This window comes from Pseudomonas sp. LRP2-20 (genome assembly GCF_024349685.1).
GTDB lineage: Bacteria > Pseudomonadota > Gammaproteobacteria > Pseudomonadales > Pseudomonadaceae > Aquipseudomonas.
Window position 1 is genome coordinate 5,734,873 of the sequence record NZ_AP025944.1, and the last position, 25,539, is coordinate 5,760,411.

The window sequence follows — 25,539 nt, forward strand, 5'->3', positions numbered from 1 at the left end:
GCAGGCATTTTGTCTTCTGTGGAGTTGTTCGGCATCAAGCCGTGGAAAACGCACAATTTACAAGCTGACACATATGTAAAGACAAGTCTTTACAAATACTCAAGCAGCACTGAATAGCAAGCATTACCATTCGCGCCTGTTTTTCATTTACTTCAGTCCGGATGTTCTGATGCCTGCCCCCAACCGCCTGCCCTCACTTGGCCTTGGCCTGTCACTGATGATCAGCGCCAGCCTGGCCAGTGCCTCCAGCACCACACTGCCCGAACTCTCGGTGACTGCCGAGAGCGAGCGCGAAGAAGACAACCCACAGGTCAAGGAAGTCAGCACCGCGACCCGCACGTCGACGCCGGTGCGCTATGTGCCACAAGCCATCGACACGGTGAAGACCTCAAGCGTGATGGACTACGGCAGCAATACGCTGGGCAAGGCGCTGGAAGGCATTCCCAACGTCAGCAGTGGTGCCGATACGCGCTTCGACAGCGTACGCATTCGTGGCTTCGAGGCCAGCAACGACTTTTACCTGGACGGCATCCGCGACGACAGCCAGTACATTCGCGACCTGCATAACATCGAACGGGTCGAAGTACTCAAAGGCCCGGCAGCCGTGCTTTATGGCCGTGGCAGCCAGGGTGGCATCGTCAACCGGGTGAGCAAGGCGCCAGAGCGTGGACGGCGCTCGTCGATCGAGGCCCAGGGTGGCAGTGAAGACCTGCACAGCCTGTATGCCGACCTCAGTGCCGACCCCAGCGACAGCATCAGCCTGCGCCTGAACATGGGCAACCAGGACAACAACAGTTTCCGCGACGGCATCGACGGTAGCCGGCAACTGTTCGCACCGTCCATGAGCTGGCAGCTTTCACCCGACCTCAACTGGCTGGTGCAGTACGAGTACAGCCGCTACAACCGCACACCTGACCGCGGCATCCCCGGTGTCGACGGGCGCCCGGCAGATGTCGGCCGCAGCACCACCTACGGCGACACCCAGCGCGACTACATCGATGACCGTGCGCAATCGCTGCGCTCTCGCCTGAACTACCAGCTCGACGAAACCTGGCAATTGCGCCACAGCCTCGGCCTGTTCAAGCTCGACAGCGAGTTCGACAACACCTACCTGACTGCCTACAACGCCAGCAACAAGACGGTTACCCGCCAGCGTTGGCAACAAGACCTGACCACCCGCAACCTGTTCAACAACCTGGAAGCCGAAGGCGATTTCGCCACCCTTGGCCTGGAACACAAGCTGTTGATCGGGCTGGAATTCGGCAATCAGCGCCGTGACCCGACGCTGTATACCGCCGCGCCGGTCGCGGCTGGAGGCAGCCCGGTGCCCAGCCTGGATGTCTACAATCCGGACCGCAGCCTGCAGCACAATGGCCGCATGCTGGTGTCGAGCGACAACCACACCGTGGTCGACAGCCGCGGGCTCTACCTGCAAGACCAGATCCGCCTGAATGACCAATGGCAATTGCTGGCCGGGGTGCGTTTCGACCAGTTCGAGGTAGAGACCACCAACAAGCTGCGCAACCTTTCCGAGAAACAGGACAGCAACACCACCAGCCCGCGCCTGGGCGTGGTCTACACCCCCTGGCGCGACCATTCCTTCTATGCGTCGTGGAGCAAGACCTTCTCGCCAGTCGGCGGTGGCTTGATCGGCATTACCCCAGGCGCACCGGGCAACAGCAACGACACCAGCCCGGAGCTGACCCGGCAGAAAGAGGTCGGGGTAAAGAGCGACTGGCTGGACGAACGCCTGAGCACCACCCTCGCCATTTATGAACTGGAGCTCTACAACCGCCGCACGCGCGACCCGAACAACCCGGAGATCACCCTGCTCAGCGGCCTCCAGCGCTCACGCGGCATCGAACTGACCGCCACCGGCAATGTCGTCGGCAACTGGTACGTACGTGGCGGCATTGGCTTGCAGGACGCCACCATCGTCAAGGACAACAATGGCCTGGAAGGCAATCGCGTCAACGATGTGGCAAAACGCAACGCCAGCCTGTTCGTGACCTGGAAACCAGAACTGGGCTGGTATGCCGAGACCGGGCTGACACTGGTCGGTGAACGTTACGCCGATAACCAGAACACCACGGTCTTGCCAGGTTATGGCCGTTGGGATGCGCTGGCAGGGTTCCGTACCCATGACTGGGATGTGCGGGCAGCGCTGAGCAACATCACCGACAAGACCTACTACAGCTCGGCGACCAGCGCCGCGCAAATCCAGGTTGGCGACCCGCGCAGCCTGGTGGTTACCGGTACTTACCGTTTCTGACCCACATTTTTTGCACCCTTCACAAACGAAAACGCCACCGCAATCGCGGTGGCGCTTTTTCATGGGGCGGGCTCCTGCCCTGGTCAGTGCCAGACCCCCAGCAGCGCATCCAGCTCAGCATCGCTGATCAGCCCTTGAGGATAGCGGCCGTCAAGCAGACGTCGAGGGTCGGTCGTCCTGACCCGTTTGCCTCCATGGTGTTTCAACCACTGCGCCAGAACCCTGAGCGATTGATGATTGACTGCCGATGGGCGCAAAGCCGTCTCACTTGCTGCGTTCATGTCCACACGTACTCCCTGGGCCCGTGAGCGGCTAATCTACGTCGTGATTGTTACAGTACGGTGTGCCCGGCCTGCTTGGTTAACTCCCTGAAAAACAATACAAAACCTATGCCATCCGGCCTTCCGGATATCGTCGGAGCAAAAAAAAGCCCGTCATCTGACGGGCTTCCTGGTTGGCATCTATCAGCGCTTGGCCGGTGCCGGTTGCTGCTGGGTCAGGCAATGGATGTTGCCACCGCCGAGCAGCAGTTCGCGACCCGGGATCATCACCACTTCGTGGTCCGGGAAGACTTTGGCAAGAATCGCTCTGGCCTGCGCATCTGCCGGGTCGTCGAAGCTCGGCGCGATGATGCCACCGTTGACGATCAGGAAGTTCACGTACGAACCGGCCAGGCGCACCGACGGGTCGCGCTCCTGGCTGCCGGCCACCTGATCGACACCGGCGCATTCTTCTTCAGTGGCGAACAGCGGGCCGGGGATCGGCATCTTGTGCACCACAAACTCGCGGCCTTTGGCGTCACGGGTGTTTTTCAGCACCTCGTAGGCAGCGTGGCAACGGGCATAGTTGGGGTCGTTGGAATCATCGGTCCAGGCCAGTAACACTTCGCCAGGGCTGACGTAACAGCAGAAGTTGTCGACGTGACCGTCGGTTTCATCGTTGTACAGGCCATCGGGCAACCAGACGATGGTTTCCACCGCCAGTTGCTCGCGCAGGATTTCCTCGATCTGTTCGCGGTTCAGGTGCGGGTTGCGGTTGCGGTTGAGCAGGCACTCTTCGGTGGTGATCAGGGTGCCTTCGCCGTCGACGTGGATCGAACCGCCTTCGAGTACGAAGCCTTCGGTGTGATAGCGCTGGCAGCGCTCCATTTCCAGCACCTTGGCCGCCAGTTCCTCATCCCGGTTCCAGGGCGCATACAGGCCGCCGTCGAAGCCGCCCCAGGCATTGAAGCCCCAGTCCACGCCACGTACTTCACCGTGGTCGTTGATCACGAAGGTCGGGCCGGTGTCACGCACCCAGGCGTCGTCGTTGCTGATTTCCACCACGCGAATGTTCGGCAGGTCGAGCTGGCGACGGGCGTTTTCATACTGGCCAGCGGAAACGGCCACCGTGACCGGCTCGAAGCGGGCGATCGCCTTGGCCAGGGTGACATGCGCTGCCTGGGCTGGTTTACCGCCCAGGCGCCAGTTGTCCGAACGCTCTGGCCAGACCATCCAGACCTGGCTTTGCGGAGCCCATTCGGCGGGCATGTGGAAACCGTCGGCGCGGGGGGTGGAGTTGAGGGTCTTCATGGGTAACCTCTGCAAAGGCACTGGGCCGATGGTCGATGGATAGCAAGTGAATGTGACATTTCCGACGGTGCGCGATGCCCGCCGCGATTGACTAATTTATAACCGATATATATCGACTTTAGAAGCCTTACATACGATTAATACCGGACATAATTCTGTTTTTTACCGATATAGATCGACAAACGGTCAACAAAGATCAAACCAGACGCGTCGTTCGATATAATCGCTTCGCGCAGGCTGCATCAGCGTGCCAAAAAGCCACAAGATGAAACCTGTTTCATTTTTCTGCTTGGGAACCCGCCCCAGTGGCCGATAACCCGGTGCGAAGATGAAATCAGCAGGTGGGCGCGTGCTGGCTCACCGCCAGCCGATCTAGGCTCAGTTTGCCAAGGCGGCGGACTTAAAGCGGACCTTTCAAGGTCGGACCTTCAGCACACTGACCGAAGATTTTCCATGAACATCATAGCGACCGAGATACCCGACGTAGTCATCATCGAACCGAAGGTCTTCGGCGACAGCCGTGGCTTCTTCTTCGAAAGCTTCAATGCCCGCGAATTCAAGAAACAGACCGGGTTCGACGGCCAATTCGTCCAGGACAACCACTCGCGCTCGCAGCGCGGCGTGCTGCGCGGCCTGCATTACCAGATCGACAACCCCCAGGGGAAACTGGTGCGCGTGGTACATGGCGAAGTACTGGACGTGGCCGTGGACATCCGCCGCAGTTCGCCGACTTTTGGTCGCTGGGTGGCCCGTCGCCTTTGCGCCACTGACCACCTGCAGTTCTGGATCCCGCCCGGGTTCGCCCACGGTTTCGTGGTGCTGAGCGAAACGGCCGACTTCCTGTACAAGACCACCGACTACTACAACCCCGCCGCCGAGCGCTCGATCCGCTGGGACGACCCTGATCTGGCCATCGACTGGGGCATTGAAAACCCGACCCTGTCAGCCAAGGACCAGGCGGCCGTGCTGTTGAAAGACGCGGACCTGTTCCCATGAAAATTCTCGTCTGTGGCCACCATGGCCAAGTCGCCCAGGCGCTGCAGGCGCAGTTGAACGGGCTTGGCGAAGTGCATGTGCTTGGCCGCGAACAACTGAACATGGCCCGCCCCGAGGCGCTGCGCGAGCCACTGCGACGTCTGGCCCCGCAACTGATCATCAACGCCGCCGCCCACACTGCGGTGGACCAGGCCGAAAGCGAACCTGAGCTGGCCTTCGCGATCAACGCCGAAGGCCCGCGGGTGCTGGCCGAAGAGGCGGTGCGCCTGGGCGCGCCACTGATCCACTACTCCACCGACTATGTCTTCGATGGTGAAAAGGCCTTGCCTTACACCGAACTCGACCACCCCAACCCGCTGGGTGTCTACGGCCGCAGCAAACTCGCCGGGGAGCAAGCCATAGCCGCAGTGGATGGCGAACACCTGATTCTGCGCACCAGCTGGGTCTATTCGCTGTACGGGCGCAACTTCCTGCTGACCATGCAGCGCCTGTTGCAGGAAAAACCGCAACTGCGCGTGGTCAACGACCAGATCGGCGCCCCCACCTGGGCCACGACCATCGCCGTCGCTACCCGGGCACTGATCGAGCGCTGGCAAGCCGGGCAGTGCGGTGCCTGGGGCACCTATCACCTGACTGCCCAAGGCGAAACGTCCTGGTTCGGCTTCGCCCAGGCTATCGGCGAACAACTCAAGGCGCGCGGCCTGCCCTGTGCCGAACTGCTGCCGATCCCTTCCAGCGAGTATTCGACCCCAGCCCGTCGCCCGGCCAACTCTCGCCTGGATTGCTCGCGCCTGGCCCGGGAGTGGGACGTACACCTGCCGCACTGGCAGCAAGCGCTGATCGACTGCCTCAAGTAGCGCATAATTGCGCCAGACCCATCTGGCGCATTTACGCGATGATTGCAAAACCCACACCCCCTCGCCGCCCCCGCTGGCGCAGCCTGGCCCTGCTGGCCCTGTGCCTGGCGCCCCTGCTGTGGCCACTGCACCACCTGGCCGAGCGCTACTATCAGGAAGAACTGGCCTCGCAGAACCGTCAGACCCTCGACCTGTACGTCGCCAACCTGCTCGGCACCCTGCACCGCTACGAAACCCTGCCGCAGATCCTCGGCGACCTGCCGGCGCTGCGCGGCGTGCTGGCCGACCCGTTCCGCCTCGAGGCGGTCACCAACGCCAACCGCCTGCTCAAGGACATCGTCCACCAGACCGGTGCCGAAGTGATGTACCTGATGGACGTCAGCGGCAACACCCTGGCCGCCTCCAACTGGGACAAGCAGGACAGCTTCGTCGGCCGCAATTTCTCCTTCCGCCCGTACTTCAACGAAGCGATGGCCGGCCACCTTGGTCGCTTCTTCGGCCAGGGCACCACTTCGGCCAAGCGCGGCTATTTCTTCGCTGCCGCCGTACGCGACAGGGAGCGTATCGTTGGCGTGCTGGTGGTCAAGGTCGACCTCGACCACACCGAAACCCTCTGGGGCCGTACCCCCGAGCAATTGCTGCTGACCGACCACAACGGCGTGGTGATCCTCACCTCGCGCCCCGACTGGCGTTTTCGCGCCACCCGCGCACTGACCGAAGCCGAGCGCCAGGCGATCATCGCCATCCAGCCCTACCCGACCCAGGCGCCGCAGCCGCTGGTGCTCAACCAGGACGCCTGGCTCACCCAGACCCGCGACATCAAGGAAACCGGCTGGCAGGTGAGCATCCTCGCCCCACGCCTGCTGGTCGATCGCTCGGTGCAGACGGTCATGGCCATCGGCGCCGGCGCCCTGCTGGTGCTGATGCTGTTCGCCGGCCTGGTGATGCAGCGGCGCCGCCACTACATCGACCGCATCGACTTCGAGGCCCGTGGCCGCCAGGAACTGGAGTCACGCGTGGCCGAGCGTACCGCCGCCCTCGAAGGCCTCAACACCCGGCTGAAAAGCGCCGTGCTGGAACGTGAGAACGCCCAGCAGGAGCTGGTGCGCGCCCAGGACGAACTGGTTCAGGCCGGCAAGCTGTCGGTGCTCGGCACCATGTCGGCAAGCATCAGCCACGAGCTCAACCAGCCACTGGCGGCGATCCGCAGCTACGCGGAAAACGCCGAGATCCTGCTCGACCACCAACGCACCGAGGACGCCCGCGGCAACCTCAAGCTGATTGGCGAACTGACCGGGCGCATGGCCTCGATCATCGCCCACCTGCGCGCCTTCGCCCGCCGCGACCGCCACGCCCCGGAAAGCGTGGCCCTGCAACCGGCACTGGATGATGCCCTGGCCCTGCTGGCCAAGCGCCGCCGGGCAATGGCCGTGGAGCTGATCCGTGACCTGCCCGAGGCCACCCTGTGGGTCCAGGCCGGCGAAACCCGCCTGCGCCAGGTGCTTGGCAACCTGCTGGCCAACGCCCTCGACGCCCTGACCGAAAAGGCCAACCCCCGGCGCCTGTGGCTGAGTGCCGAACAGCGCGATGACTACGTCTACCTGTACATTCGCGACAACGGCCCGGGCTTCAGCCGCCAGGCCCTGGAGCACGCCAAGGAGCCGTTCTTCACCACCAAGACCCGTACCCAGGGCCTGGGCCTGGGCCTGGCCATCTGCGAGAGCCTGATGCGCGCCCTGGGCGGTGAACTGCTGCTGGCCAACCACCCCGAAGGTGGCGCCCTGCTCACCCTGCAACTGCGCGTGGCCCCACCCGGCGCTACCTTGCCCACTTCGGAGGACCCCTCGGCATGACGACCGAGCCTTACATCGACAGCCAGGCCCAGGTGATTCTGGTCGATGATGACCCGCACCTGCGCCAGGCCCTGAGCCAGACCCTCGACCTGGCCGGGCTCAAGGTGGTCACCCTGGCCGACGCCCAAGGCCTGGCCGAGCGCATCGAGCCCGACTGGCCGGGCGTGGTGGTCAGCGATATCCGCATGCCAGGCATCGACGGCCTGCAGCTGCTGGAGCAGTTGCACGGCCGCGACCGTGAACTGCCGGTGCTGCTGATCACCGGCCACGGCGATGTGCCGCTGGCGGTACAGGCCATGCGCGCGGGCGCTTACGACTTCCTGGAAAAACCTTTCGCCAGCGACGCCCTGCTCGACAGCGTGCGGCGCGCCCTGGCCTTGCGCCGCCTGGTGCTGGACAACCGCAGCCTGCGCCTGGCCCTGAGCGACCGCCAGCAACTGGCCACCCGGCTGGTCGGCCACTCACCGTCGATGCAGCGCTTGCGTGAACAGATCGGCGCCCTGGCGGGCACCCGGGCCGATGTCCTGATCCTCGGTGAAACCGGTGCCGGCAAAGAGGTGGTCGCCCGCGCCCTGCACGACCTGTCCAGCCGCCGCACAGGCCCGTTCGTGGCGATCAATGCCGGCGCGCTGGCCGAATCGGTGGTCGAAAGCGAGCTCTTCGGCCACGAGCCGGGTGCCTTCACCGGTGCGCAGAAGCGCCGTATCGGCAAGTTCGAGTTCGCCAACGGCGGCACGCTGTTCCTCGACGAGATCGAGAGCATGAGCCTGGACGTGCAGGTGAAGCTGCTGCGCCTGCTGCAGGAGCGAGTGGTCGAGCGGCTCGGTGGCAACCAGCTGATCCCGCTGGATATCCGCATCATCGCGGCCACCAAGGAAGACCTGCGCACCTCCGCCGACCAAGGCCGTTTCCGCGCCGACCTTTACTACCGCCTGAACGTGGCGCCGCTGCGCATTCCACCTTTGCGCGAGCGCGGCGACGACATCCTGGTGCTGTTCCAGCACTTCGCCGACGCCGCCAGCCAGCGCCACGGCCTGCCGCCGCACACCCTGCAACCCGCCCAGCGCGCCATGCTCCTGCGTCATGACTGGCCGGGCAACGTGCGCGAACTGCAGAATGCGGCCGAACGCTTTGCCCTGGGCCTGGAGCTGGCCCTCGATGGCCAGGCGCCAACTGCCGCCGCCCCTGCTACGCCGATCCTGCTGGGCAATCTCAGCGAACAGGTCGAGCAGTTCGAACGTTCGCTGATCGCCGCCGAACTGGCCCAGCCTCACAGCTCCATGCGCAGCCTCGCCGAAGCCCTCGGCATCCCGCGCAAGACCCTGCACGACAAGCTGCGCAAGCACGGCCTGCATTTTGAAGGCGGTAGCAGCGGCAGCGACGAACACGAGGAAAATCGCCCATGAGTTCCGATAGCCAATACCTGCAGTCCGTGCTGCACGGCGACATTCCACTGACCCGCGAAATGGGCCTGGAAGTCATCGATTGGCAAGCCCAGACCCTGCGCCTGCAACTGCCGCTGGCCGCCAACGTCAACCACAAGAGCACCATGTTCGGCGGCAGCCTGTACTGCGCCGCAGTGCTGGTGGGCTGGGGCTGGCTGCACCTGCGCCTGCGTGAACTGGGCATCGATGACGGGCACATCGTTATCCAGGAGGGCCAGATCAGCTATCCACTGCCGGTGACCGGCGCGGCGCTGGCGCGTTGTACGGCGCCGGACGAAAAGACCTGGGAGCGGTTCCTGACGATGTATCAACGCCGTGGCCGGGCACGGCTGACGCTGGAAACCACGGTCAGCAATATTGGCAGCGACGAACCCGCCGTCACCTTCAGCGGGCAGTACGTCCTGCACCGCTGACAAGGCGGGCGCGCCCCCTGTGGGAGCGGGCTTGCCCGCGAAGAAGACACCGCGATGGATGGCACGGGCTTCGCCCGTGTTCGCGGGTGAACCCGCTCCCACAATGGAGCTTCATATCAGGTCAAGGAACGCCTGGCGCCAGCTAGCGTTGGCAGGCAACGCGAGGAAGAACGGGTTTAACAGCGACTCGCGCGCCGGGTAACGGAACGGCTGGCCATCGACTTCGATCACCTCACCACCGGCACCTTCCAGCACGCCTTGGGCCGCTGCCGTGTCCCACTGCGAAGTCGGCGCCAGGCGCGGGTAGCAGTCGGCACTCCCCTCAGCCAGCAGACAAAATTTCAACGAGCTACCAATATTCGCCAGCGCCAGCTCACCCACTGCAGCACTCAGGCCAGCCAGCAACGCCTCCTGCTGCGGGCTGGAATGGCGACGGCTGGCCACGACGGTGAACCGCCCATCGGCAGGCGGTGCGTTGCGCACCTGGATCGGCATGGCCTCACCGCCAGCCTCGGCACGCCAAGCCCCAAGCTCGCGACCGCCGAAATAGCAGCGCCCGCTGGTCGGCATCGACACCACGCCAAACACCACCTCGCCGTTCTCGACCAGCGCGATGTTGACGGTGAACTCCTCACTCCCGGCAATGAACTCCTTGGTGCCGTCGAGCGGATCGACCAGCCACCAGCGGCTCCAGCCCTGGCGCTCGGCCAGCGGGATATTGCAGTCCTCTTCGGATAGCACCGGAATCTGCGGCGCCAGCGCCAGCAAGCCATCGGCAATGACCCGATGCGCAGCCAGGTCGGCAGCCGTCACCGGCGAATCGTCGGCCTTGTTGGTCACCGCCACGTCGGCGCGCCAGAACGGCAGGATGGCCTCGCCGGCCAACAGGGCGAGCTTGACCACTTCGTGCATCAGTTGCAGGTCGTTCATGCTTCGAGCAGCCCCCGCTGGATCAGCAGGTCACGGGCCAGGTACAGCGCCGCCAACGCCCGCCCCTCGGTGAACTGCGGGTGCATGGCCAGGGCCGAAAGCTCGCGCAGGTTGACCTTGTCGACCCGCATCGGCTCCGGCTCGTCGCCCTCCAGGCGCTCCTCGTAAAGGTCGCTGGCCAGCACCACCTGGATCTTCTGGCTCATGTAGCCAGGCGACAGTGACAGCTCGGTCAGGTGCTCCAGCTGGCGAGCGCCAAAGCCGGCTTCTTCCTTGAGCTCACGGTCGGCGGCGGCCAGCACGTCCTCACCCGGCTCGATCAGGCCTTTGGGCAACGACAGCTCGTATTCGTCGGTGCCGCCGCAGTATTCCTCGACCAGTACCGCATGCTCGGCGTCTAGCATGGCCACGATCATCACCGCGCCGTAGCCATTGCCACGGCCAACCAGGCGCTCATAGGTGCGCTCGTTGCCATTGCTGAAGCGCAGCTGTACGGCCTCGACCCGGAACAGGCGGCTGCTGGCGACGATTTCGCGGCTGAGGACGGTGGGTTTCTGGCGCATGGGGCGGCTCCTTGGCGTGAACGCGTTACTATACCGTGGCTTGCCGACTGATCGAGAATTTCCCATGCCTGTTCTTCCCTGGTCTGCCATCGATACCGTCCTGCTGGACATGGACGGCACTCTGCTCGACCTGCACTACGACAACCGCTTCTGGCTCGACCACCTGCCCCAGCGCTACGCCGAGCTGCACGGGGTCAGCCGGGCCATGGCGGAAATGGAGCTGCAGCCACTGTTCGAGCGCAATGCCGGCACGCTTAACTGGTATTGCCTGGACTTTTGGAGCCGCGAGCTGAAGCTGCCGATTCGCGAACTCAAGCGCGAAATCGCCGACCTGATCGCCCTGCGGCCGGATGCCGACACCTTCCTCGCGGCCATCCGCAAGGCGGGCAAACGCGTGGTGATGATCACCAATGCCCATCGCGATTCCCTGTCGCTGAAGCTGGAGCGGGTGGAACTGGCGCCGTATTTCGAGCGGCTGATCAGTTCGCACGATTACGGCTACCCGAAGGAAAACCCGCAGTTCTGGGATGCGTTGCAGGTGGATATCGGCTTCGACCCGGCGCGCAGCCTGTTCATCGACGACACCCTGGCCATCCTGCGCAGTGCGCGGCGCTTTGGCGTGGGGCATCTGCTGGCGGTGCGCCAGCCGGACAGCCAGGCACAACCGCGTGATACCGAAGAGTTCGCGGCGGTCGAGGACTACCGGGAATTACTGACAGGCCTGTAAGGGCCTTTTCGCGGGCAAGCCCGCTCCCACAGGCCCCGCACCACATTCAAGGTTGGTGCAGTCCCTGTGGGAGCGGGCTTGCCCGCGAAGAAGCCACTAAAATCAGTCAGGAATGCGCAGCACCTGCCCCGGATAGATCTTGTCCGGGTGCTTGAGCATCGGCTTGTTGGCCTCGAAGATCTTGTTGTACTGATTGGCATTGCCGTACACGACAACCGAAATGGCCGACAGTGTGTCTCCTTTTTTCACGGTAACGAACCTCGCTGCCGCCACTACCGGCCCGGTCACGGTGATCTGGTCATCGACGCTGGCCACCCCCTCGATGTTGCCGGCGGCGAGAATGATCTTCTCTTTCTCCTCCTGGCTGGCCACCTCGCCCTTGAGAATGACCTTGTCACCCTCTACAGTTGCCGAGATGTTCGGGTTGCCCAGGCCGACACTTTCCACGTGTTTCTTCAACTGCTCCTCGGCGTTGGCATTGCCGGGAGTCAGCAGGTCGATCAACTTCTCGCCGGCTTCCTTCACGAAACTGAACAGGCTCATGACGCGCTCCTTGTTGACGTTAACCTCGGAGCCAGGAGTCTAGGCCAGGATCTCCCTTACCGCCCCTCTGCGACCAATCGACGCGCTCTATCAAGGCATAGACCCTAGCGATTAGACGCGCCCGGCCCTGCGGCCTAGGCTTGTGCAATCAAACAGCCGCCAAGCGTCAGCCTTCCGATGCCAAGCAAACCTCCGGTGTGCGCAGCCGCCATGCCTCTGGCCCTGCCCGCCGCCAGCAACACCTACGACTACGTCCATCTCAGCGACGGCGAACGCGCCTGCACGCCGCTGGCCGAAGAAGTCGCCCTGGCCATTGCCTACAACGGCCTGAACCAGGCGGTGATGCTGGTCAGCCCCACCGACCTGGAAGACTTTGCGGTCGGTTTCAGCGTCGGCAGCGGCATCGTCGAAGGCACGGCAGAAATCTATGACCTGAAGCTTTCCGGCAGTGGTTCGGCGATGTACGCCGACCTGGAGATATCCAGCCGTGCGTTCTGGAACCTGAAGAACCAGCGCCGCCAGCTGGCCGGCACCAGCGGTTGCGGCCTGTGTGGTGTGGAAGCCCTGGAGCAGGCGCTGCCGGAACTGAGCGCGCTGCCGGGTGCACCGTTGCCGCCGGCGCAATGGCTGGCGGGCCTGCGTGAGCGCATCGATGCGTTCACACCGCTGGGCCAGCACTGCGGTGCCGTGCACGCCGCCCTGTTCATGAACGCCCAGGGCGAATTGCTGATGGGCCGCGAAGACATCGGCCGGCATAACGCCCTGGACAAGCTGATCGGCGCCCTGCTGCGCCAAGGCATCAGCAGCGAGGGCGGCCTGGCCATCGTCACCAGCCGCTGCAGCCTGGAGCTTATCCAGAAAGTGCTGCGCGCCGGCATCCAGACCCTGGTCAGCCTCTCGGCCCCCACCGGCCTTGCCCTGCAATGGGCACGCAAGCACAACCTCAACCTCATTCATCTGCCCAAACACAGTGCACCGCGGGTCTACAGCCCAGCGGCGGAGTCGTAACAGTCGTGACCTCGTACCAGCAACTCCCGGACAACGCCCCTGCCTCCACCCCTCGCTACCAGCCCTACCACGGCCCCGCCGGTGGTTGGGGCGCGCTGCGCAGCGTAGCCAAGGCCTGGGTCGGCAGCGACAACGCGCTGAAGAACATCCGCGCCCTGCTCAAGACCAACCAGAACGGCGGTTTCGACTGCCCCGGCTGCGCCTGGGGCGATTCGCCCGAAAGCGGTATGGTCAAGTTCTGCGAGAACGGTGCCAAGGCGGTCAACTGGGAGGCCACCAAACGCCGTGTCGATGCGGCGTTCTTCGCCCGCTACAGCGTCAACGCCCTGCTGCAACAGAGTGACTACTGGCTTGAGTACCAGGGCCGCCTGACCGAGCCGATGGTCTACGACCCACAAAGCGATCGCTACCAGCCGATCGCCTGGGATGCCGCCTTTGCCCTGATCGCCCGCGAGCTGAACAAGCTGACCAGCCCTGACCAGGCCGAGTTCTACACCTCCGGCCGTGCCAGCAACGAAGCGGCCTACCTGTATCAGCTGTTCGTGCGCGCCTATGGCACCAACAACTTCCCTGACTGCTCGAACATGTGCCATGAGGCCAGTGGCGTGGCGCTGGGGCAGAGCGTCGGCGTCGGCAAGGGCACCGTCACCTATGATGACTTCGAGCACGCCGATGCGATCTTTGTCTGGGGCCAGAACCCGGGCACCAACCACCCGCGCATGCTCGACCCACTGCGCGACGCGGTCAAACGTGGTGCCCAGGTGGTCTGCGTCAACCCGCTCAAGGAGCGTGGCCTGGAGCGCTTCCAGCACCCGCAGAACCCGCTGGAGATGCTGACCAACAGCGACCGCCCGACCAACACCGCGTTCTTCCGCCCGGCGCTGGGCGGCGACATGGCGCTGTTGCGCGGCATGGCCAAGTTCGTCCTGCAATGGGAACGTGAAGCGCAGGCCAAGGGCGAGCCGGCAGTGCTCGACCACGTGTTCATCGCCGAACACGGCCATGGCGTGGAGGAATACCTGGCAGCGGTAGACGCCACCTCCTGGGCGCACATCCAGGAGCAATCCGGCCTGACGCTGGCCGACATCGAGCTGGCAGCACGCATGTATTGCCGTGGCAAGCGGGTGATCATGTGCTGGGCGATGGGCATCACCCAGCACCGCCATTCGGTGCCGACCATCCAGGAAATCGTCAACCTGCAGATGCTGCGCGGCAACATTGGCGTGCCGGGCGCTGGCCTGTGCCCGGTACGTGGCCACAGCAACGTGCAGGGCGACCGTACCATGGGCATCAACGAACGCCCGCCGGTGGCCCTGCTCGACGCCATCGAAAAGCGCTTCAACTTCCCGGTGCCACGGCACAACGGCCACAACACCGTCGAGGCGATCCACGCCATGCTCGACGGCCGTTCGAAAGTCTTCATCGGCCTTGGCGGCAACTTCGCCCAGGCCACCCCGGACACTGAACGTACCGCACAGGCCCTGCGCAACTGCGAACTGACCGTGCACATCAGCACCAAGCTCAACCGCAGCCACCTGATCCACGGCAAGCAGGCACTGATCCTGCCGTGCCTGGGCCGCACCGACATCGACCTGCAGGCTGACGGGCCGCAGGCAGTCACCGTGGAAGACTCGTTCAGCATGGTCCACGCCTCCAATGGCCAGCTCAAGCCGCTGTCACCCCAGATGCGCTCGGAACCGGCCGTGGTTGCCGGCATCGCGGCCGCCACCCTGGGCAAGCACCCGGTGGACTGGCACTGGCTGGTGGCCGATTACGACCGCATCCGCGACCTGATCGGCGACACCATTGCCGGTTTCGCCGGCTTCAATCAGCGCCTGGCCCACCCGGGCGGTTTCTACCTGGGCAACAGTGCCGGCAGCCGCCAGTGGAAGACCACCACAGGCCGCGCCAACTTCAAGGCCAACCTGCTGCCTGACACCCTGATCGACCAGCGCGTGCGCGCCAGCGGCCAGTTGCCGGACCTGATCATGCAGTCGATGCGCTCCCACGATCAGTACAACACCACCATCTACGGCCTGGACGACCGTTACCGCGGCGTGCGCGGCCAGCGCGAGGTGCTGTTCGCCAACGAGGCCGACATCATCCGCCTGGGCTTCCAGCCTGGGCAGAAGGTCGACATCGTCTCGTTGTGGGGTGACGCGCATGTGCGCCGTGTGCATGGCTTCACATTGCTGGCGTTCGATATACCTGCCGGGCAGGCGGCGGCGTACTATCCAGAAGTGAACCCGCTGATTCCGCTGGAAAGCATTGGCGACGGCAGCCATACGCCGACGTCCAAGTTCGTGGCCATCAAGCTTGAACGCGCCCAGGACGACGGCCGAATCCTCTAAGCGAAAGTGCCCCGCAAAAACCAGAAAAAGCCCTGAACCGCGAGGTCCAGGGCTTTGTCACAATAAGCTCAGACACGCGAAAATCGATAAAGTTTCATAGCAAATACAGTAACTTAGAGAATTGTGTACAACTCGTGTTACTCGTCGGATTTTCGTTGCCAGTTGGCTTGCGTAGCCTCAAATTCGCCCTCGTCATCCCTATGAGGCTTTCTCGATGAAGAAGTACTCCTCGATTCTGTTGTTGTCTTTCAGCTTGCTCAGCGGCGTTGCCATGGCAGGCGGCAATACCGAGGCTGGCATTGGCGGCGCATTGGGTGGGGTACTCGGCTCCGTAGTGGGCAACTCCATCGGTGGTAGCACTGGCGGTGCCATTGGTGCCGGCCTGGGCGGAGCAGCCGGCGGCGCCCTGGGTGCCGACAAGCGCCAGCGGGGCGAGGCCGCCATCGGTGGCGCGCTGGGCGCTGCAGGCGGTAACGTGGTCGGTCGTTCGATGGGCGGCACCACCGGCAGTTACATTGGTGCGGCCGCAGGCGGCGGTGCCGGTGGTGCGCTGGGTAACTACATGGGCAACAAGGCCGATGAAGACGAGCGCCATGACGAGCGCCGCTACCGTCGCGACTACGACGACCGTCGCCACTACGACCGTGGCCACCACTATGGCCACCGCAAGCACAAGCGCCACTGGCGCGACTGATACCTGAGGCCCAGCCCCCGGGTAAAAAAAGCCCTGCCCTTACCGGCAGGGCTTTTTCATGCCTGCGGATCGAGCTGCAGGCCGGCCAGGATCACTTGCAAGGCCTCCGGCAGGGGTACTGGCCTGCCGCTGGCGCGCTCGATGAAAACCTGCACCACCGTCCCCGCCGCGCACGCATCGGCCTCCCCCGGACGGTAGAGCGCCAGGCGGTATTCCACCGTACTGCCCGCCAGCCGTGCCACCCCCAGCCCCACCTCCAGCACATCCGGGAAGCCCGGCAAGGCGAAGAAGTCTGCCGCCGAACTCACCACGAAAGCCGCCAGCTCGCCATCGCGCAGGTCCACATTCGCCTGTTCGACGAGGAAGGCCTGGATAGCGGTTTCGAAGAAGCCATGCACGGTTGCGCCCGCGATGTGGCCGTTGACGTCGTTGTCCTGGGGGCGGGTGAGGATCGGGTGGAAGTGGCAGAAGTCCGTGCGGTTGGGAGATTCGATCATGAGTTATCCACAAATGGTTACACCAGAGAGAAGCTTCCCACAACAAGTCAGGAAGGCCTATAGTCGCAATCAACTATAGATTGCATAGCATGGTGCATCCCCGATGAAACCGAGAACCACACCCGTGCCTACTCATCAGCTGGACCATGCAGACCTTAGCCGAATGGCAGAATCAGGCAGAATCAAAGCCACACACATTGTAGGACAGCCCGGAGGCTGGGCAGTGCAGGTTGACGTCAACCACCAGGAACATGTGCTAATCGCACAACGCAGTGGCAATGTCAGGTTGTTCAAGAAATTCGAGACCTTGGTGACCTACTTGCTCGACCTCGGTATTGACCATTTCCAGGTCGATGCGTCCACCTTCGATCCGAGCCAGCTGAGCACCTATCAACGCCCTGACCGTGCGCTGGCACTCAAGCGAGCTCATGAGGCTGCAGCCTATGAAAGCTGGTTTGCCGAACAGGTCGAGGCAAGCCTCGAAGATGCGTCCCCCGTGATCGAGGACGATGACGCGGAGCGGCAGTTCGCCGCCTACCGCGCGGACCTCAAGGCCAAGATCCGCTGATGCGCCTTGTTTGGCGAGAAATGGCTCTGAAAGACCGTTTTCGCATCATGGAGCGCATTTCCGAAGACAACCCTGACGCTGCCATTTTGCTGGACGAGACTTTCAGAGATAAAGCGAGGCGCGCCACCCAGACACCAGCGCTCTATAAAGCCGGCAGGTATCCAGGCACGAGAGAAATTGTCGTAAGACCAAATTACGTAATGATCTACCGAATCATGGACGATTGCATTGAGATCATACGCATCCTCCATGCACGGCAGCAGTGGCCCTGACACCAGGCACAAAAAAGCCGCCTCAAGGGGCGGCTTTCTCAGTACGACTGGCTTCAGCTTACAGCTGCGGGCCAGCGGCCTTGATGGCGTCGGAAACTTCGAACTTCTTGAAGTTTTCGATGAACAGCTTGGCCAGGCCTTGTGCGGCCTCGTCGTAGGCAGCTTTGTCAGCCCAGGTAGCGCGTGGGTTGAGCAGCTCGGTGTCAACGCCCGGAACGGCCTTCGGTACGTCCAGGTTGATGATGTCCAGGTGCTCGGTTTCGGCGCCGACCAGAGCACCGCTCTGGATGGCAGCGATCACGCCACGGGTGGTCGGGATGCTGAAGCGCTTGCCAACGCCGTAACCACCGCCGGTCCAGCCGGTGTTGACCAGGTAGACCTTGGAGCCGAAAGCGTTGATACGCTTGATCAGCAGCTCGGCGTACTCGCCAGCCGGGCGCGGGAAGAACGGTGCGCCGAAGCAGGTGGAGAAGGTCGACTTGATGCCGCCGCCCGAACCCATTTCGGTGGAACCGACCAGCGCGGTGTAGCCGGACAGGAAGTGGTAGGCCGCCTGCTCGTTGTTCAGGATCGAAACCGGAGGCAGAACACCGGTCAGGTCGCAGGTCAGGAAGATGACCGCGTTCGGCTCACCACCCAGGTTGGCTTCGGCGCGCTTGGCGACGTGCTCCAGCGGGTAGGCGGCGCGGCTGTTCTGGGTCAGGCTGACATCGGCATAGTCGGCGTGCTTGTTGGCGTCGAGAACGACGTTTTCCAGCACGGCGCCATGCTTGATGGCTTTCCAGATGACCGGCTCGTTCTTCTCGGACAGGTCGATGCACTTGGCGTAGCAGCCGCCTTCCATGTTGAAGACAACGCCTTCGCCCCAACCGTGCTCGTCGTCACCGATCAGGTAACGGCTTTCGTCGGCCGACAGGGTGGTCTTGCCGGTGCCGGACAGGCCGAAGAACAGGGTCACGTCGCCTTCTTCGCCGATGTTGGCAGCGCAGTGCATTGGCAGCACGTCGGCGGCCGGCAGCAGGAAGTTCTGCACCGAGAACATGGCTTTCTTCATTTCACCGGCGTAACGCATGCCAGCGATCAGCACCTTCTTCTGGGCGAAGTTGATGATCACGCAACCGTCGGAGTTGGTGCCATCACGCTCAGGCTCGCAGACGAAGTTGGCGACGTTGAGGATCTGCCACTGGTCGCGACCGGCCGGGTTGAACTGGCCTGGCTCCGGGTTGATGAACAGGCAACGACCGAACAGGTTCTGCCAGGCAGTCTGAGTGGTCATCTTCACCGGCAGGTAGTGCTCGGCAGCAGCCCCTACGTGAACGTAGGAAACGAAGTGATCCTGGGCGTTGTTGAACGCCTCGACGCGAGCCCACAGGGCATCGAACTTGTCGGCCGGGAACTTGCGGTTGATCGGGCCCCAGGCGATGGCGGCCTGGGTGGAAGGTTCTTCGACGATGAAACGGTCAGCCGGCGAGCGGCCAGTACGGTGGCCAGTTTCGACTACCAGTGCGCCAGTATCGGCCAGCACGCCTTCACCGCGTTGCAGCGCTTCTTCAACCAGCTTATCGACGCTCAGGTCGGTGTACACGGTGTTGTTGGCTTGCGTCATGAGATACCCCATCCGGCCCGAGGCCGAGTGCTCCAAACGTTTTGTAGTCGTCTCGAAAAAACTACTACAGCGAAAAAAGTGGCCGGATTATGCCAGAAACGCCCAAAAAAAGTAGGCCCCTCCTGTCAGAACTGCGCTTTTGCGCAATTCGACAGGAAAATCCCCTGAAATTAAACGTTTCAGTGGCGAGTTTCTGACGCCGCTTCCGTGCCGCCACCGGCAAACAGTTGCGCCACATCGCTGGCATCGAAGAAATAGCGCTGGTTACAGAACTGGCAATCGATCTCCACCGTACCACCGCACTCCTCGACCAGCGCCTTGGCATCGTGCTCGCCCAAACTGACCAGCGCATTGCCGGAACGTTCGCGCGAGCAGCTGCACTTGAAGCGCAGCGGCTGGATGTCGAACAGGCGTACCGCGTCCTCGTGGTAGAGGCGGTGCAGCAGGGTTTCGTTGTCTTCCGACCACTCTTCGGGCTTGAGCGTCTTGGCCAGGGCAATCACGTGCTGCCAGCTGTCCTCGCGTTCTTCATCGTCCGGCTGGCGGTCGCGTGGCAGCTGCTGCAGCAGCAGGCCACGGGCCTTGCCACCTTCGGCGTTGAGCCAGAAACGGGTGTTGAGCTGCTGCGACTGCACGAAGTAGTTGGTGAAGCACTCAGACAGGTTGGCACCGTCCAGGTCGACAGTGCCCTGATAGCGCTGGCCCTTAACCGGATCGATGGTCAAGGTCAGGTGGCCGCCGGGCATCAGCTGCTCCAGGGTGGCATCGGCCGGGATCTGCTCCGCTTCGTAGCGGGCCATGCCACGGATGTCACGCTCGCCCGAGCACTCGACCATCAGCAGCGGGATCGGCCCTTCGGAACGCGCCTGCAGAATCAGCAGGCCGTCGAACTTAAGTGCGCCGACCAGCAAGGCGGTGGCAGCCATCAGTTCGCCGAGCAGTGCCTGCACCGGCTGCGGGTACTCGTGACGCGCCAGCACCGCGGCATAGCTGTCATCGAGAGACACCCACTCGCCGCGCACGTCGCGCTCGTCGAAGATGAAACGTTGGGTGAAATCGGTATCAGGCAAATCGCTCATAGGTTTTGGCTATCTGAAAATGATGACAAAATAGTTACACGGGATGTCGCACTACTGCGAGACCCCGTGGGAGAGCGCTCACGAGGCGCTCTTGTTCCTGTTTGCAATAGAGGTATCTTATGGACAATCGACCACTGTTCCAAGCAAGGTGGTCCTGGGGGCCATTGGCAGCCTGTACGCTGCTTCCCATCGCTCTACTGTGTTTCTGGTTATGGCCTATTGGCCAGATCCTGTGCCTGACTTTCGACGAGTGGCTATTCCATAGCCTCAATACGCCATTGGCCGACAACACGACCTGGCGTTACATCTGGACCGTCGGCAGCCTGCGCCCCTTCGACATCGTCGTTGGCCTGACCCTTCTGGCCGTGCTGATCCGTGGCGATTGGGTGTTCAAGGCCAGCCAGGTTCGCGAAGCCTTCTTTGGCTTTCTGGTCACGCTGCTCCTATTAGTGGTGATTCGCGCGCTGTTTTCCAAGTGGGTGGATGCAATGGGCTGGCAACATGACAGCCCTTCGATGACGTTCGACCACGTGGTGCACCTCAGCAGCTATTACCCGAACCTGGAAAAAGCCTGGGAGCTGAAGGACCGCTCCAGCAACAGTTTCCCTGGCGATCACGCCTCGGTGCTGTTGGTCTGGGCCTTGTTCATGAGCCTGTTCAGCCGCCGACTGGTGCAGCACCTGGTAATCTGGGGCCTGGCATTCCTGTTCATGATGCCGCGGCTGGTGGCTGGGGCGCACTGGGGACAGGACGACTACATCGGCGGCCTGCTGATGGCGGTGCTGGCGTTGGGCTGGAGCTGCCACACACCGTTGGCGGCCAAAGGTAGTGCCCTGCTGCTGCGCTGGACGGCGCCGTTGTTCGCCATTGCGAAGAAGGTGCCGTTGGTCGGACGCCTTGCGGTGATCCGCTAAGGCCCTGGGGCTGCTTTGCAGCCCATCGCCGGCAAGCCAGCTCCCACAGGTATTGCGCAAGTCCCGCGGTTTTTGCCATTCACCTGAAAGCTGGCTTGCCGGCGATGGGCCACATAGCGGCGCCTACTATTCGAAGCTCCCGTGAAGCTGGTGGATCTGCCGCCGCTGCTTCTTGTTCGGCCGGCCATCGGTGGTCACCCCCATCGCCCCCGCCTTGCGCATCTGGGCCGCCTGCTCGCGGCGGCGCACGCTCTCTTCGGTCTCTGCATACAGCGTCTGCGCTTCAGGCGCCCCGCGCCGCACCACTGACAGCGCCTTGACCACGACCGTGCGCTCGTCGAACCCGGTGCGCAACACGAACTCATCGCCCACCCGCGGCTCCTTGCCCGGCTTGCAGCGCTCGCCCCGGCAATGCACCTTGCCGCTCTCGATCGCCGCCTTGGCCAGCGCACGGGTCTTGTAGAACCGCGCCGCCCACAGCCATTTGTCCAGGCGGACCTTGTCGTCGTCTTCGGCTTTTTGTGCCATCTCGTTACCTCGAATTCTGTCTTTCATCGAACTGTACTACCGTAACTGACGGATGCAAAAAGTCCCCGCCGTGCTTACAGTTCACCACCTTATCCGCAGGGTGTGCTTCGTGAAGAAATTTGACCATCTGACAGTGATCGGCCTGCGCGAGTGGGTGGCCCTTCCCGACCTGGGCGTGGCGGGCCTGCGCGCCAAGATCGACACCGGCGCCAGCACCTCCAGCCTGCATGCCACCGAAGTCGAGCCGTTCGAGCGCGACGGCCAACCCTGGGTACGCTTCACCGCTCACCTTGGTTCGGTGGTGCAGTTGCGTCACCGCCGCTGTGAAGCGCCGCTGGTGACCATGAAGACCATCAAGAGCTCCAACGGCCAGGCGCAGACCCGTTACGTGATCCGCACCACGCTGGCCCTGGGCGATGCGGTCTGGGAAGTGGAGTTCACCCTGGCCTGCCGCAAGAACATGCGCTATCGCCTGCTGCTGGGCTCCAAGGCGCTCATACACGGCCAACTGGTGGTCAACCCCGGCCTGAAATACGTGCAAGACAAACCGGCCTATCCGGCCACTCTCTCCCCTGTCACAGGTGCTGCATGAAGATCGCTGTGCTGTCGCGCAATCCGCGTCTGTATTCCACCCGCCGTCTGGTCGAAGCCGGTACCCAGCGGGGCCATGAAATGGTGGTGATCGACACCTTGCGGGCCTACATGAACATCGCCAGCCACAAGCCGCAGATCCACTACCGCGGCAAGCCGCTGGAGGGCTTCGATGCGGTGATCCCGCGCATCGGTGCCTCGGTCACCTTCTATGGCTGCGCGGTACTGCGCCAGTTCGAGATGATGGGTGTGTACCCGCTCAATGAATCGGTGGCCATCGCCCGCTCACGGGACAAGTTGCGCTCGCTGCAACTGCTGTCGCGTCGCGGTATCGGCCTGCCGATTACCGGTTTCGCCCACTCGCCGGATGACATCCCCGACCTGATCCAGATGGTCAATGGTGCGCCGCTGGTGATCAAGGTGCTGGAAGGCACCCAGGGCATCGGCGTGGTGCTGTGCGAGACCACCAAGGCTGCCGAGTCGGTGATCGAGGCCTTCATGGGCCTGAAGCAGAACATCATGGTTCAGGAGTACATCAAGGAGGCCGGCGGCGCGGATATCCGCTGCTTCGTGGTGGGCGACAAGGTGATCGCCTCGATGAAGCGCCAGGCCAAGCAGGGGGAGTTCCGCTCCAACTTGCACCGCGGCGGGGTGGCGAGCCTGATCAAGATCACCCCCGAAGAGCGCATGACGGCCATTCGTGCCGCCAAGGTAATGGGGCTGAGCGTTGCCGGTGTGGATATCCTGCGTTCGAATCACGGGCCGTTGGTGATGGAGGTGAACTCGTCGCCGGGGCTGGAGGGCATCGAGGTCACTACCGGCAAGAACGTCGCCGGGATGATCATCGAGCATCTGGAAAAGAATGGCGGGCCGAATCAGACCCGGACCAAAGGCAAAGGCTGATTCAAGCCTGTACCGGCCCCTTCGCGGGCAAGCCCGCTCCCACAGGGTGCTCCAAAGGCATCAGGGCCTGTGCATCACCTGTGGAGGTGCTCCAAGGGCATCAGAGCCTGTGCATCACCTGTGGGAGCGGGCTTGCCCGCGAAGGGGCCGGTACAGCAGAAACACATTCAGACGGCATTACGCGGCAGTAACAGCCCCAACGGCAGCCTTACCCGCGCCTCGATCCCGCCACCGGACCGGTTGCGCAACTCGACATTGCCGCCATGCTGCGCCGCGATCCGCTTGACGATCGCCAACCCCAGCCCGGTCCCCTTGCCCCCGCGGGCACGGTCCCCGCGAATGAACGGGTTGAAGATGGTTTCCAGCTCCGATTCGTCGATCCCGGTACCCCGGTCCAACACACTGAGCACCACATACGGCGCGCTCTCGTCACCGGACACATAGGCCGCAACCTCAACGCCCTTGCCTGCGTGATGCAGGGCATTGCCGATCAGGTTGCCGAGCATGCGCTTGAGCGAAACCCGACGCAGCGGGAACGGCGGAATCGGCTCCAGGCACAGGCGCACGCGCTCTTGCGGCTGGTTGTAGGGCGCTACCACCTCACGCACCAGGTCAGCCAGGTCGACCTCCTCGACCGGCTCGTCCCGCCCATCGCGGATGAACGCGAGGAACTGGTCAAGAATCGCGTCCATGTCCTCGATATCACGGACCATGTCGTCACTCAGCTCGCTGTCGCTGTTCAACAACGACAACGACAGGCGCAGGCGCGTGAGCGGCGTACGCAGGTCATGGGAAACCCCCGCCAGCATCAGCTCGCGCTCACGACCGGCCTGTTCTACGTCCTCAGCCATCTGGTTGAAGGCGCGGTAAACCTCGGTCATCTCGCTGGGCGTGTCACTGATCGGCAGGCGCACGCTGCGCCCCTGGCCCACCTGCCGGGCGGCGAATACCAGGCGCTTCAAGGGTTGGTTGAGCTGACGCACGAAGATCCACGCCGAGGCGGTCGACAACAGACCGATGGCCAGGAACCAGCCCAGCACGTTCCAGATCTTCTGCCCACGCAGCGGGTGCGGGTACAACGGCACCTTCAGCCAACCAGGACCCAGGCTCGGTGCGTTCACCCACAGCGCGGGTGGCGCATGGATGCGCAGGCGCACCTCGGTGTCCTCACCCAGCTCGGCCTGCATCTGCCGCTGGTAGATCTCGCTGTATGGCCAGTGCTGCTCGCCCTCCGGCACGCCGGAACCGGTGACCCGGATCAGCCCTGCGGCTTCGGCGATCTTGTCGCGGTTCTCTTCATCCGCCGCCCAATAGGCGCGCAGGGTCAGCGCCACACCGTGGCTGTACTGCCGATCGACCAGCACGTCCTCGTTCATCAGCAGATAGACCAAGGTCAGTGCCTTGGAGAACAGGACAACGATCAGCACCAGCCACAACGTGCGGGCGAAGAAGCTTTGCGGAAACCAGAGCGGTGTTTTCATCGACGACGAAACATCATTTGCCGGCGTTTCCGTCTGGTACGAACACGTAACCCACACCCCACACCGTCTGGATGTAGCGTGGCTTGGACGGGTCCGGCTCGATCATGCGGCGCAGACGCGAGATCTGCACGTCGATGGAGCGCTCCAGGGCATCCCACTCGCGGCCACGGGCCAGGTTCATCAGCTTGTCGCGGGTCAGGGGCTCACGGGCGTGCATCACCAGTGCCTTGAGCACGGCGAACTCGCCGGTGGTGAGCATGTGCACTTCGTCGCCACGCTTGAGTTCGCGGGTCGCCAGCGACAACTCGTAGTCGCCGAAGGTGACCGACTCGTCCTCGCTGCCGGGGGCACCCGGTACGCTCGGCGACTGGCGACGCAGCACGGCCTTGACCCGCGCCATCAGTTCGTCCGGGTTGAACGGCTTGCCCAGGTAGTCGTCGGCCCCCAGCTCCAGGCCCTTGATGCGGCTGAGCTCGTCCCCCTTGGCGGTGAGCATGATGATCGGGATCTGGTTGTTCTGCTGGCGCAGGCGCTTGCACGCGGACAGGCCGTCCTCGCCCGGCAGCATCAGGTCGAGCACCACCAGGTTGAACACCTCACGCTGCAGCAGGCGGTCCATCTGTTCGGTGTTGGGCACCGCGCGGGCGCGGTAGCCCTTGCTGGTGAAGAAACGTTCCAGCAGGCTGCTGAGCCCCGGATCGTCGTCGACGATGAGAATCTTTTCACCTTCAGCGGTGTTTGGGGTGCCGGTCATGAATAACTCCTCTGATATCGCCGCGCATTATGGCGTAGCCATTGCTGCACGTTGCGTGAGCATTGTTAGCAGATTTTTCCCCGGGCGCCAGTTCCGGCTGGCCGGGCGCCATCACCGCAAGCC

At 63.2% G+C, this 25,539-nt stretch carries 26 protein-coding genes; 15 read left to right on the forward strand and 11 right to left on the reverse strand.

Features of this window, described 5'->3' with window-relative positions; genetic code table 11:
* The first annotated feature begins 169 nt into the window (after positions 1 to 169).
* Entirely contained in the window at positions 170 to 2,272 is a 2,103-nt protein-coding gene (locus OCX61_RS25815) for a TonB-dependent receptor (protein ID WP_261941914.1), read from the forward strand.
* Positions 2,273 to 2,355: 83 nt separating this feature from the next.
* Here the strand turns inward: OCX61_RS25815 and OCX61_RS25820 are convergent, their stop codons facing one another.
* A complete protein-coding gene (locus OCX61_RS25820; protein WP_261944365.1) occupies positions 2,356 to 2,553 on the reverse strand; it encodes a hypothetical protein in 198 nt (65 codons plus the stop codon).
* A 183-nt stretch (positions 2,554 to 2,736) separates the two neighbouring features.
* Entirely contained in the window at positions 2,737 to 3,843 is a 1,107-nt protein-coding gene (gene aguA, locus OCX61_RS25825; protein WP_261941915.1) for an agmatine deiminase, read from the reverse strand.
* Positions 3,844 to 4,296: 453 nt separating this feature from the next.
* Here aguA and rfbC point away from each other — a divergent pair, with 453 nt between their 5' ends.
* From rfbC to OCX61_RS25850, 5 genes are read left to right on the forward strand one after another with little or no spacing between them, the layout of a single operon-like run.
* The gene (gene rfbC, locus OCX61_RS25830) at positions 4,297 to 4,839 is read left to right on the forward strand and encodes a dTDP-4-dehydrorhamnose 3,5-epimerase (RefSeq protein ID WP_261941916.1); all 543 of its coding nucleotides are present in this window, start codon (positions 4,297 to 4,299) and stop codon (positions 4,837 to 4,839) included.
* Complete coding sequence (gene rfbD, locus OCX61_RS25835; RefSeq protein WP_261941917.1) at positions 4,836 to 5,696, forward strand: dTDP-4-dehydrorhamnose reductase; 861 nt, start codon at positions 4,836 to 4,838, stop codon at positions 5,694 to 5,696. Before rfbC ends, rfbD begins: the two co-directional genes overlap by 4 nt.
* A gap of 38 nt (positions 5,697 to 5,734) precedes the next feature.
* Complete coding sequence (locus OCX61_RS25840) at positions 5,735 to 7,549, forward strand: sensor histidine kinase (RefSeq protein WP_261941918.1); 1,815 nt, start codon at positions 5,735 to 5,737, stop codon at positions 7,547 to 7,549.
* Positions 7,546 to 8,955: a sigma-54-dependent transcriptional regulator gene (locus tag OCX61_RS25845; protein ID WP_261941919.1), complete on the forward strand. Its 1,410-nt coding sequence runs from the start codon at positions 7,546 to 7,548 to the stop codon at positions 8,953 to 8,955. The genes OCX61_RS25840 and OCX61_RS25845 overlap by 4 nt, the downstream gene beginning before the upstream one ends.
* Positions 8,952 to 9,407, forward strand: coding sequence for a thioesterase domain-containing protein (locus OCX61_RS25850; protein ID WP_261941920.1), 456 nt, complete (start codon positions 8,952 to 8,954; stop codon positions 9,405 to 9,407). The genes OCX61_RS25845 and OCX61_RS25850 overlap by 4 nt, the downstream gene beginning before the upstream one ends.
* 111 nt (positions 9,408 to 9,518) lie before the next feature.
* Here the strand turns inward: OCX61_RS25850 and cysQ are convergent, their stop codons facing one another.
* Positions 9,519 to 10,337: a 3'(2'),5'-bisphosphate nucleotidase CysQ gene (gene cysQ, locus OCX61_RS25855; protein ID WP_261941921.1), complete on the reverse strand. Its 819-nt coding sequence runs from the start codon at positions 10,335 to 10,337 to the stop codon at positions 9,519 to 9,521.
* Complete coding sequence (gene nudE / locus OCX61_RS25860) at positions 10,334 to 10,900, reverse strand: ADP compounds hydrolase NudE (RefSeq protein WP_015268611.1); 567 nt, start codon at positions 10,898 to 10,900, stop codon at positions 10,334 to 10,336. The genes cysQ and nudE overlap by 4 nt, the downstream gene beginning before the upstream one ends.
* Positions 10,901 to 10,964: 64 nt before the next feature.
* Between nudE and yrfG the strand changes: the two genes are divergently transcribed.
* Positions 10,965 to 11,627, forward strand: a complete 663-nt coding sequence (gene yrfG, locus OCX61_RS25865) for a GMP/IMP nucleotidase (RefSeq protein ID WP_261941922.1) — start codon at positions 10,965 to 10,967, stop codon at positions 11,625 to 11,627.
* Positions 11,628 to 11,729: 102 nt separating this feature from the next.
* On the opposite strand, the gene lysM is transcribed toward yrfG, so the two are convergent.
* Positions 11,730 to 12,170 (reverse strand): peptidoglycan-binding protein LysM, encoded by a 441-nt coding sequence (gene lysM / locus OCX61_RS25870; protein ID WP_261941923.1) that lies wholly within the window; start codon positions 12,168 to 12,170, stop codon positions 11,730 to 11,732.
* 177 nt (positions 12,171 to 12,347) lie between these two features.
* Here lysM and fdhD point away from each other — a divergent pair, with 177 nt between their 5' ends.
* From fdhD to OCX61_RS25885, 3 genes are all read left to right on the forward strand, one after another.
* Complete coding sequence (fdhD, locus tag OCX61_RS25875) at positions 12,348 to 13,178, forward strand: formate dehydrogenase accessory sulfurtransferase FdhD (RefSeq protein WP_261941924.1); 831 nt, start codon at positions 12,348 to 12,350, stop codon at positions 13,176 to 13,178.
* Positions 13,179 to 13,183: 5 nt separating this feature from the next.
* Positions 13,184 to 15,529, forward strand: a complete 2,346-nt coding sequence (locus OCX61_RS25880; protein WP_261941925.1) for an FdhF/YdeP family oxidoreductase — start codon at positions 13,184 to 13,186, stop codon at positions 15,527 to 15,529.
* Between the two features lie 214 nt (positions 15,530 to 15,743).
* The gene (locus OCX61_RS25885) at positions 15,744 to 16,223 is read left to right on the forward strand and encodes a glycine zipper domain-containing protein (RefSeq protein ID WP_054885905.1); all 480 of its coding nucleotides are present in this window, start codon (positions 15,744 to 15,746) and stop codon (positions 16,221 to 16,223) included.
* 56 nt (positions 16,224 to 16,279) lie between these two features.
* Here the strand turns inward: OCX61_RS25885 and OCX61_RS25890 are convergent, their stop codons facing one another.
* Positions 16,280 to 16,720 (reverse strand): acyl-CoA thioesterase, encoded by a 441-nt coding sequence (locus tag OCX61_RS25890; protein WP_261941926.1) that lies wholly within the window; start codon positions 16,718 to 16,720, stop codon positions 16,280 to 16,282.
* 163 nt (positions 16,721 to 16,883) lie between these two features.
* On the opposite strand from OCX61_RS25890, the gene OCX61_RS25895 reads away from it, so the two are divergent.
* Positions 16,884 to 17,288 carry a ParC-related protein gene (locus tag OCX61_RS25895; RefSeq protein ID WP_522731683.1) on the forward strand — a complete coding sequence of 135 codons (405 nt, stop codon included), beginning with the start codon at positions 16,884 to 16,886 and terminating at the stop codon, positions 17,286 to 17,288.
* Between the two features lie 47 nt (positions 17,289 to 17,335).
* Complete coding sequence (locus OCX61_RS25900; RefSeq protein WP_410011125.1) at positions 17,336 to 17,560, forward strand: type II toxin-antitoxin system RelE/ParE family toxin; 225 nt, start codon at positions 17,336 to 17,338, stop codon at positions 17,558 to 17,560.
* A 58-nt stretch (positions 17,561 to 17,618) separates the two neighbouring features.
* On the opposite strand, the gene OCX61_RS25905 is transcribed toward OCX61_RS25900, so the two are convergent.
* Positions 17,619 to 19,166, reverse strand: coding sequence for a phosphoenolpyruvate carboxykinase (locus tag OCX61_RS25905; RefSeq protein WP_085678665.1), 1,548 nt, complete (start codon positions 19,164 to 19,166; stop codon positions 17,619 to 17,621).
* 179 nt (positions 19,167 to 19,345) lie between these two features.
* Positions 19,346 to 20,245, reverse strand: coding sequence for an Hsp33 family molecular chaperone HslO (gene hslO, locus OCX61_RS25910; RefSeq protein ID WP_085678662.1), 900 nt, complete (start codon positions 20,243 to 20,245; stop codon positions 19,346 to 19,348).
* A gap of 119 nt (positions 20,246 to 20,364) precedes the next feature.
* Between hslO and OCX61_RS25915 the strand changes: the two genes are divergently transcribed.
* Positions 20,365 to 21,159 carry a phosphatase PAP2 family protein gene (locus OCX61_RS25915; protein WP_261941929.1) on the forward strand — a complete coding sequence of 265 codons (795 nt, stop codon included), beginning with the start codon at positions 20,365 to 20,367 and terminating at the stop codon, positions 21,157 to 21,159.
* A gap of 126 nt (positions 21,160 to 21,285) precedes the next feature.
* Here OCX61_RS25915 and hslR read toward each other — a convergent pair whose 3' ends face one another.
* Positions 21,286 to 21,687: an Hsp15 family ribosome-associated heat shock protein gene (hslR, locus tag OCX61_RS25920; RefSeq protein WP_261941930.1), complete on the reverse strand. Its 402-nt coding sequence runs from the start codon at positions 21,685 to 21,687 to the stop codon at positions 21,286 to 21,288.
* A 109-nt stretch (positions 21,688 to 21,796) separates the two neighbouring features.
* On the opposite strand from hslR, the gene rimB reads away from it, so the two are divergent.
* Positions 21,797 to 22,279, forward strand: a complete 483-nt coding sequence (gene rimB / locus OCX61_RS25925) for a retropepsin-like aspartic endopeptidase RimB (RefSeq protein WP_085678653.1) — start codon at positions 21,797 to 21,799, stop codon at positions 22,277 to 22,279.
* Entirely contained in the window at positions 22,276 to 23,181 is a 906-nt protein-coding gene (gene rimK, locus OCX61_RS25930) for a 30S ribosomal protein S6--L-glutamate ligase (protein ID WP_261941931.1), read from the forward strand. Before rimB ends, rimK begins: the two co-directional genes overlap by 4 nt.
* 167 nt (positions 23,182 to 23,348) lie before the next feature.
* Here rimK and OCX61_RS25935 read toward each other — a convergent pair whose 3' ends face one another.
* Together OCX61_RS25935 and ompR are read right to left on the reverse strand one after the other, a co-directional pair.
* Positions 23,349 to 24,662: an ATP-binding protein gene (locus tag OCX61_RS25935; protein ID WP_261941932.1), complete on the reverse strand. Its 1,314-nt coding sequence runs from the start codon at positions 24,660 to 24,662 to the stop codon at positions 23,349 to 23,351.
* A 13-nt stretch (positions 24,663 to 24,675) separates the two neighbouring features.
* Positions 24,676 to 25,416: an osmolarity response regulator transcription factor OmpR gene (gene ompR, locus OCX61_RS25940; RefSeq protein WP_261941933.1), complete on the reverse strand. Its 741-nt coding sequence runs from the start codon at positions 25,414 to 25,416 to the stop codon at positions 24,676 to 24,678.
* Between the last annotated feature and the right edge of the window lie 123 nt (positions 25,417 to 25,539).

Coding starts and splice junctions, on each gene's coding strand:
- OCX61_RS25845 (WP_261941919.1), top strand. CDS start 7,546: ATGACGACCGAGCCTTACATCGACAGCCAGGCCCAGGTGATTCTGGTC.
- OCX61_RS25905 (WP_085678665.1), bottom strand. CDS start 19,166: ATGACGCAAGCCAACAACACCGTGTACACCGACCTGAGCGTCGATAAG.
- rfbC (WP_261941916.1), top strand. CDS start 4,297: ATGAACATCATAGCGACCGAGATACCCGACGTAGTCATCATCGAACCG.
- hslO (WP_085678662.1), bottom strand. CDS start 20,245: ATGAGCGATTTGCCTGATACCGATTTCACCCAACGTTTCATCTTCGAC.
- OCX61_RS25840 (WP_261941918.1), top strand. CDS start 5,735: ATGATTGCAAAACCCACACCCCCTCGCCGCCCCCGCTGGCGCAGCCTG.
- OCX61_RS25900 (WP_410011125.1), top strand. CDS start 17,336: ATGGAGCGCATTTCCGAAGACAACCCTGACGCTGCCATTTTGCTGGAC.
- OCX61_RS25935 (WP_261941932.1), bottom strand. CDS start 24,662: ATGAAAACACCGCTCTGGTTTCCGCAAAGCTTCTTCGCCCGCACGTTG.
- OCX61_RS25895 (WP_522731683.1), top strand. CDS start 16,884: ATGGCAGAATCAGGCAGAATCAAAGCCACACACATTGTAGGACAGCCC.
- OCX61_RS25885 (WP_054885905.1), top strand. CDS start 15,744: ATGAAGAAGTACTCCTCGATTCTGTTGTTGTCTTTCAGCTTGCTCAGC.
- OCX61_RS25915 (WP_261941929.1), top strand. CDS start 20,365: ATGGACAATCGACCACTGTTCCAAGCAAGGTGGTCCTGGGGGCCATTG.
- fdhD (WP_261941924.1), top strand. CDS start 12,348: ATGCCAAGCAAACCTCCGGTGTGCGCAGCCGCCATGCCTCTGGCCCTG.
- hslR (WP_261941930.1), bottom strand. CDS start 21,687: ATGGCACAAAAAGCCGAAGACGACGACAAGGTCCGCCTGGACAAATGG.
- nudE (WP_015268611.1), bottom strand. CDS start 10,900: ATGCGCCAGAAACCCACCGTCCTCAGCCGCGAAATCGTCGCCAGCAGC.
- OCX61_RS25850 (WP_261941920.1), top strand. CDS start 8,952: ATGAGTTCCGATAGCCAATACCTGCAGTCCGTGCTGCACGGCGACATT.
- aguA (WP_261941915.1), bottom strand. CDS start 3,843: ATGAAGACCCTCAACTCCACCCCCCGCGCCGACGGTTTCCACATGCCC.
- OCX61_RS25820 (WP_261944365.1), bottom strand. CDS start 2,553: ATGAACGCAGCAAGTGAGACGGCTTTGCGCCCATCGGCAGTCAATCAT.
- ompR (WP_261941933.1), bottom strand. CDS start 25,416: ATGACCGGCACCCCAAACACCGCTGAAGGTGAAAAGATTCTCATCGTC.
- yrfG (WP_261941922.1), top strand. CDS start 10,965: ATGCCTGTTCTTCCCTGGTCTGCCATCGATACCGTCCTGCTGGACATG.
- OCX61_RS25890 (WP_261941926.1), bottom strand. CDS start 16,720: ATGATCGAATCTCCCAACCGCACGGACTTCTGCCACTTCCACCCGATC.
- lysM (WP_261941923.1), bottom strand. CDS start 12,170: ATGAGCCTGTTCAGTTTCGTGAAGGAAGCCGGCGAGAAGTTGATCGAC.
- rfbD (WP_261941917.1), top strand. CDS start 4,836: ATGAAAATTCTCGTCTGTGGCCACCATGGCCAAGTCGCCCAGGCGCTG.
- cysQ (WP_261941921.1), bottom strand. CDS start 10,337: ATGAACGACCTGCAACTGATGCACGAAGTGGTCAAGCTCGCCCTGTTG.
- rimK (WP_261941931.1), top strand. CDS start 22,276: ATGAAGATCGCTGTGCTGTCGCGCAATCCGCGTCTGTATTCCACCCGC.
- OCX61_RS25815 (WP_261941914.1), top strand. CDS start 170: ATGCCTGCCCCCAACCGCCTGCCCTCACTTGGCCTTGGCCTGTCACTG.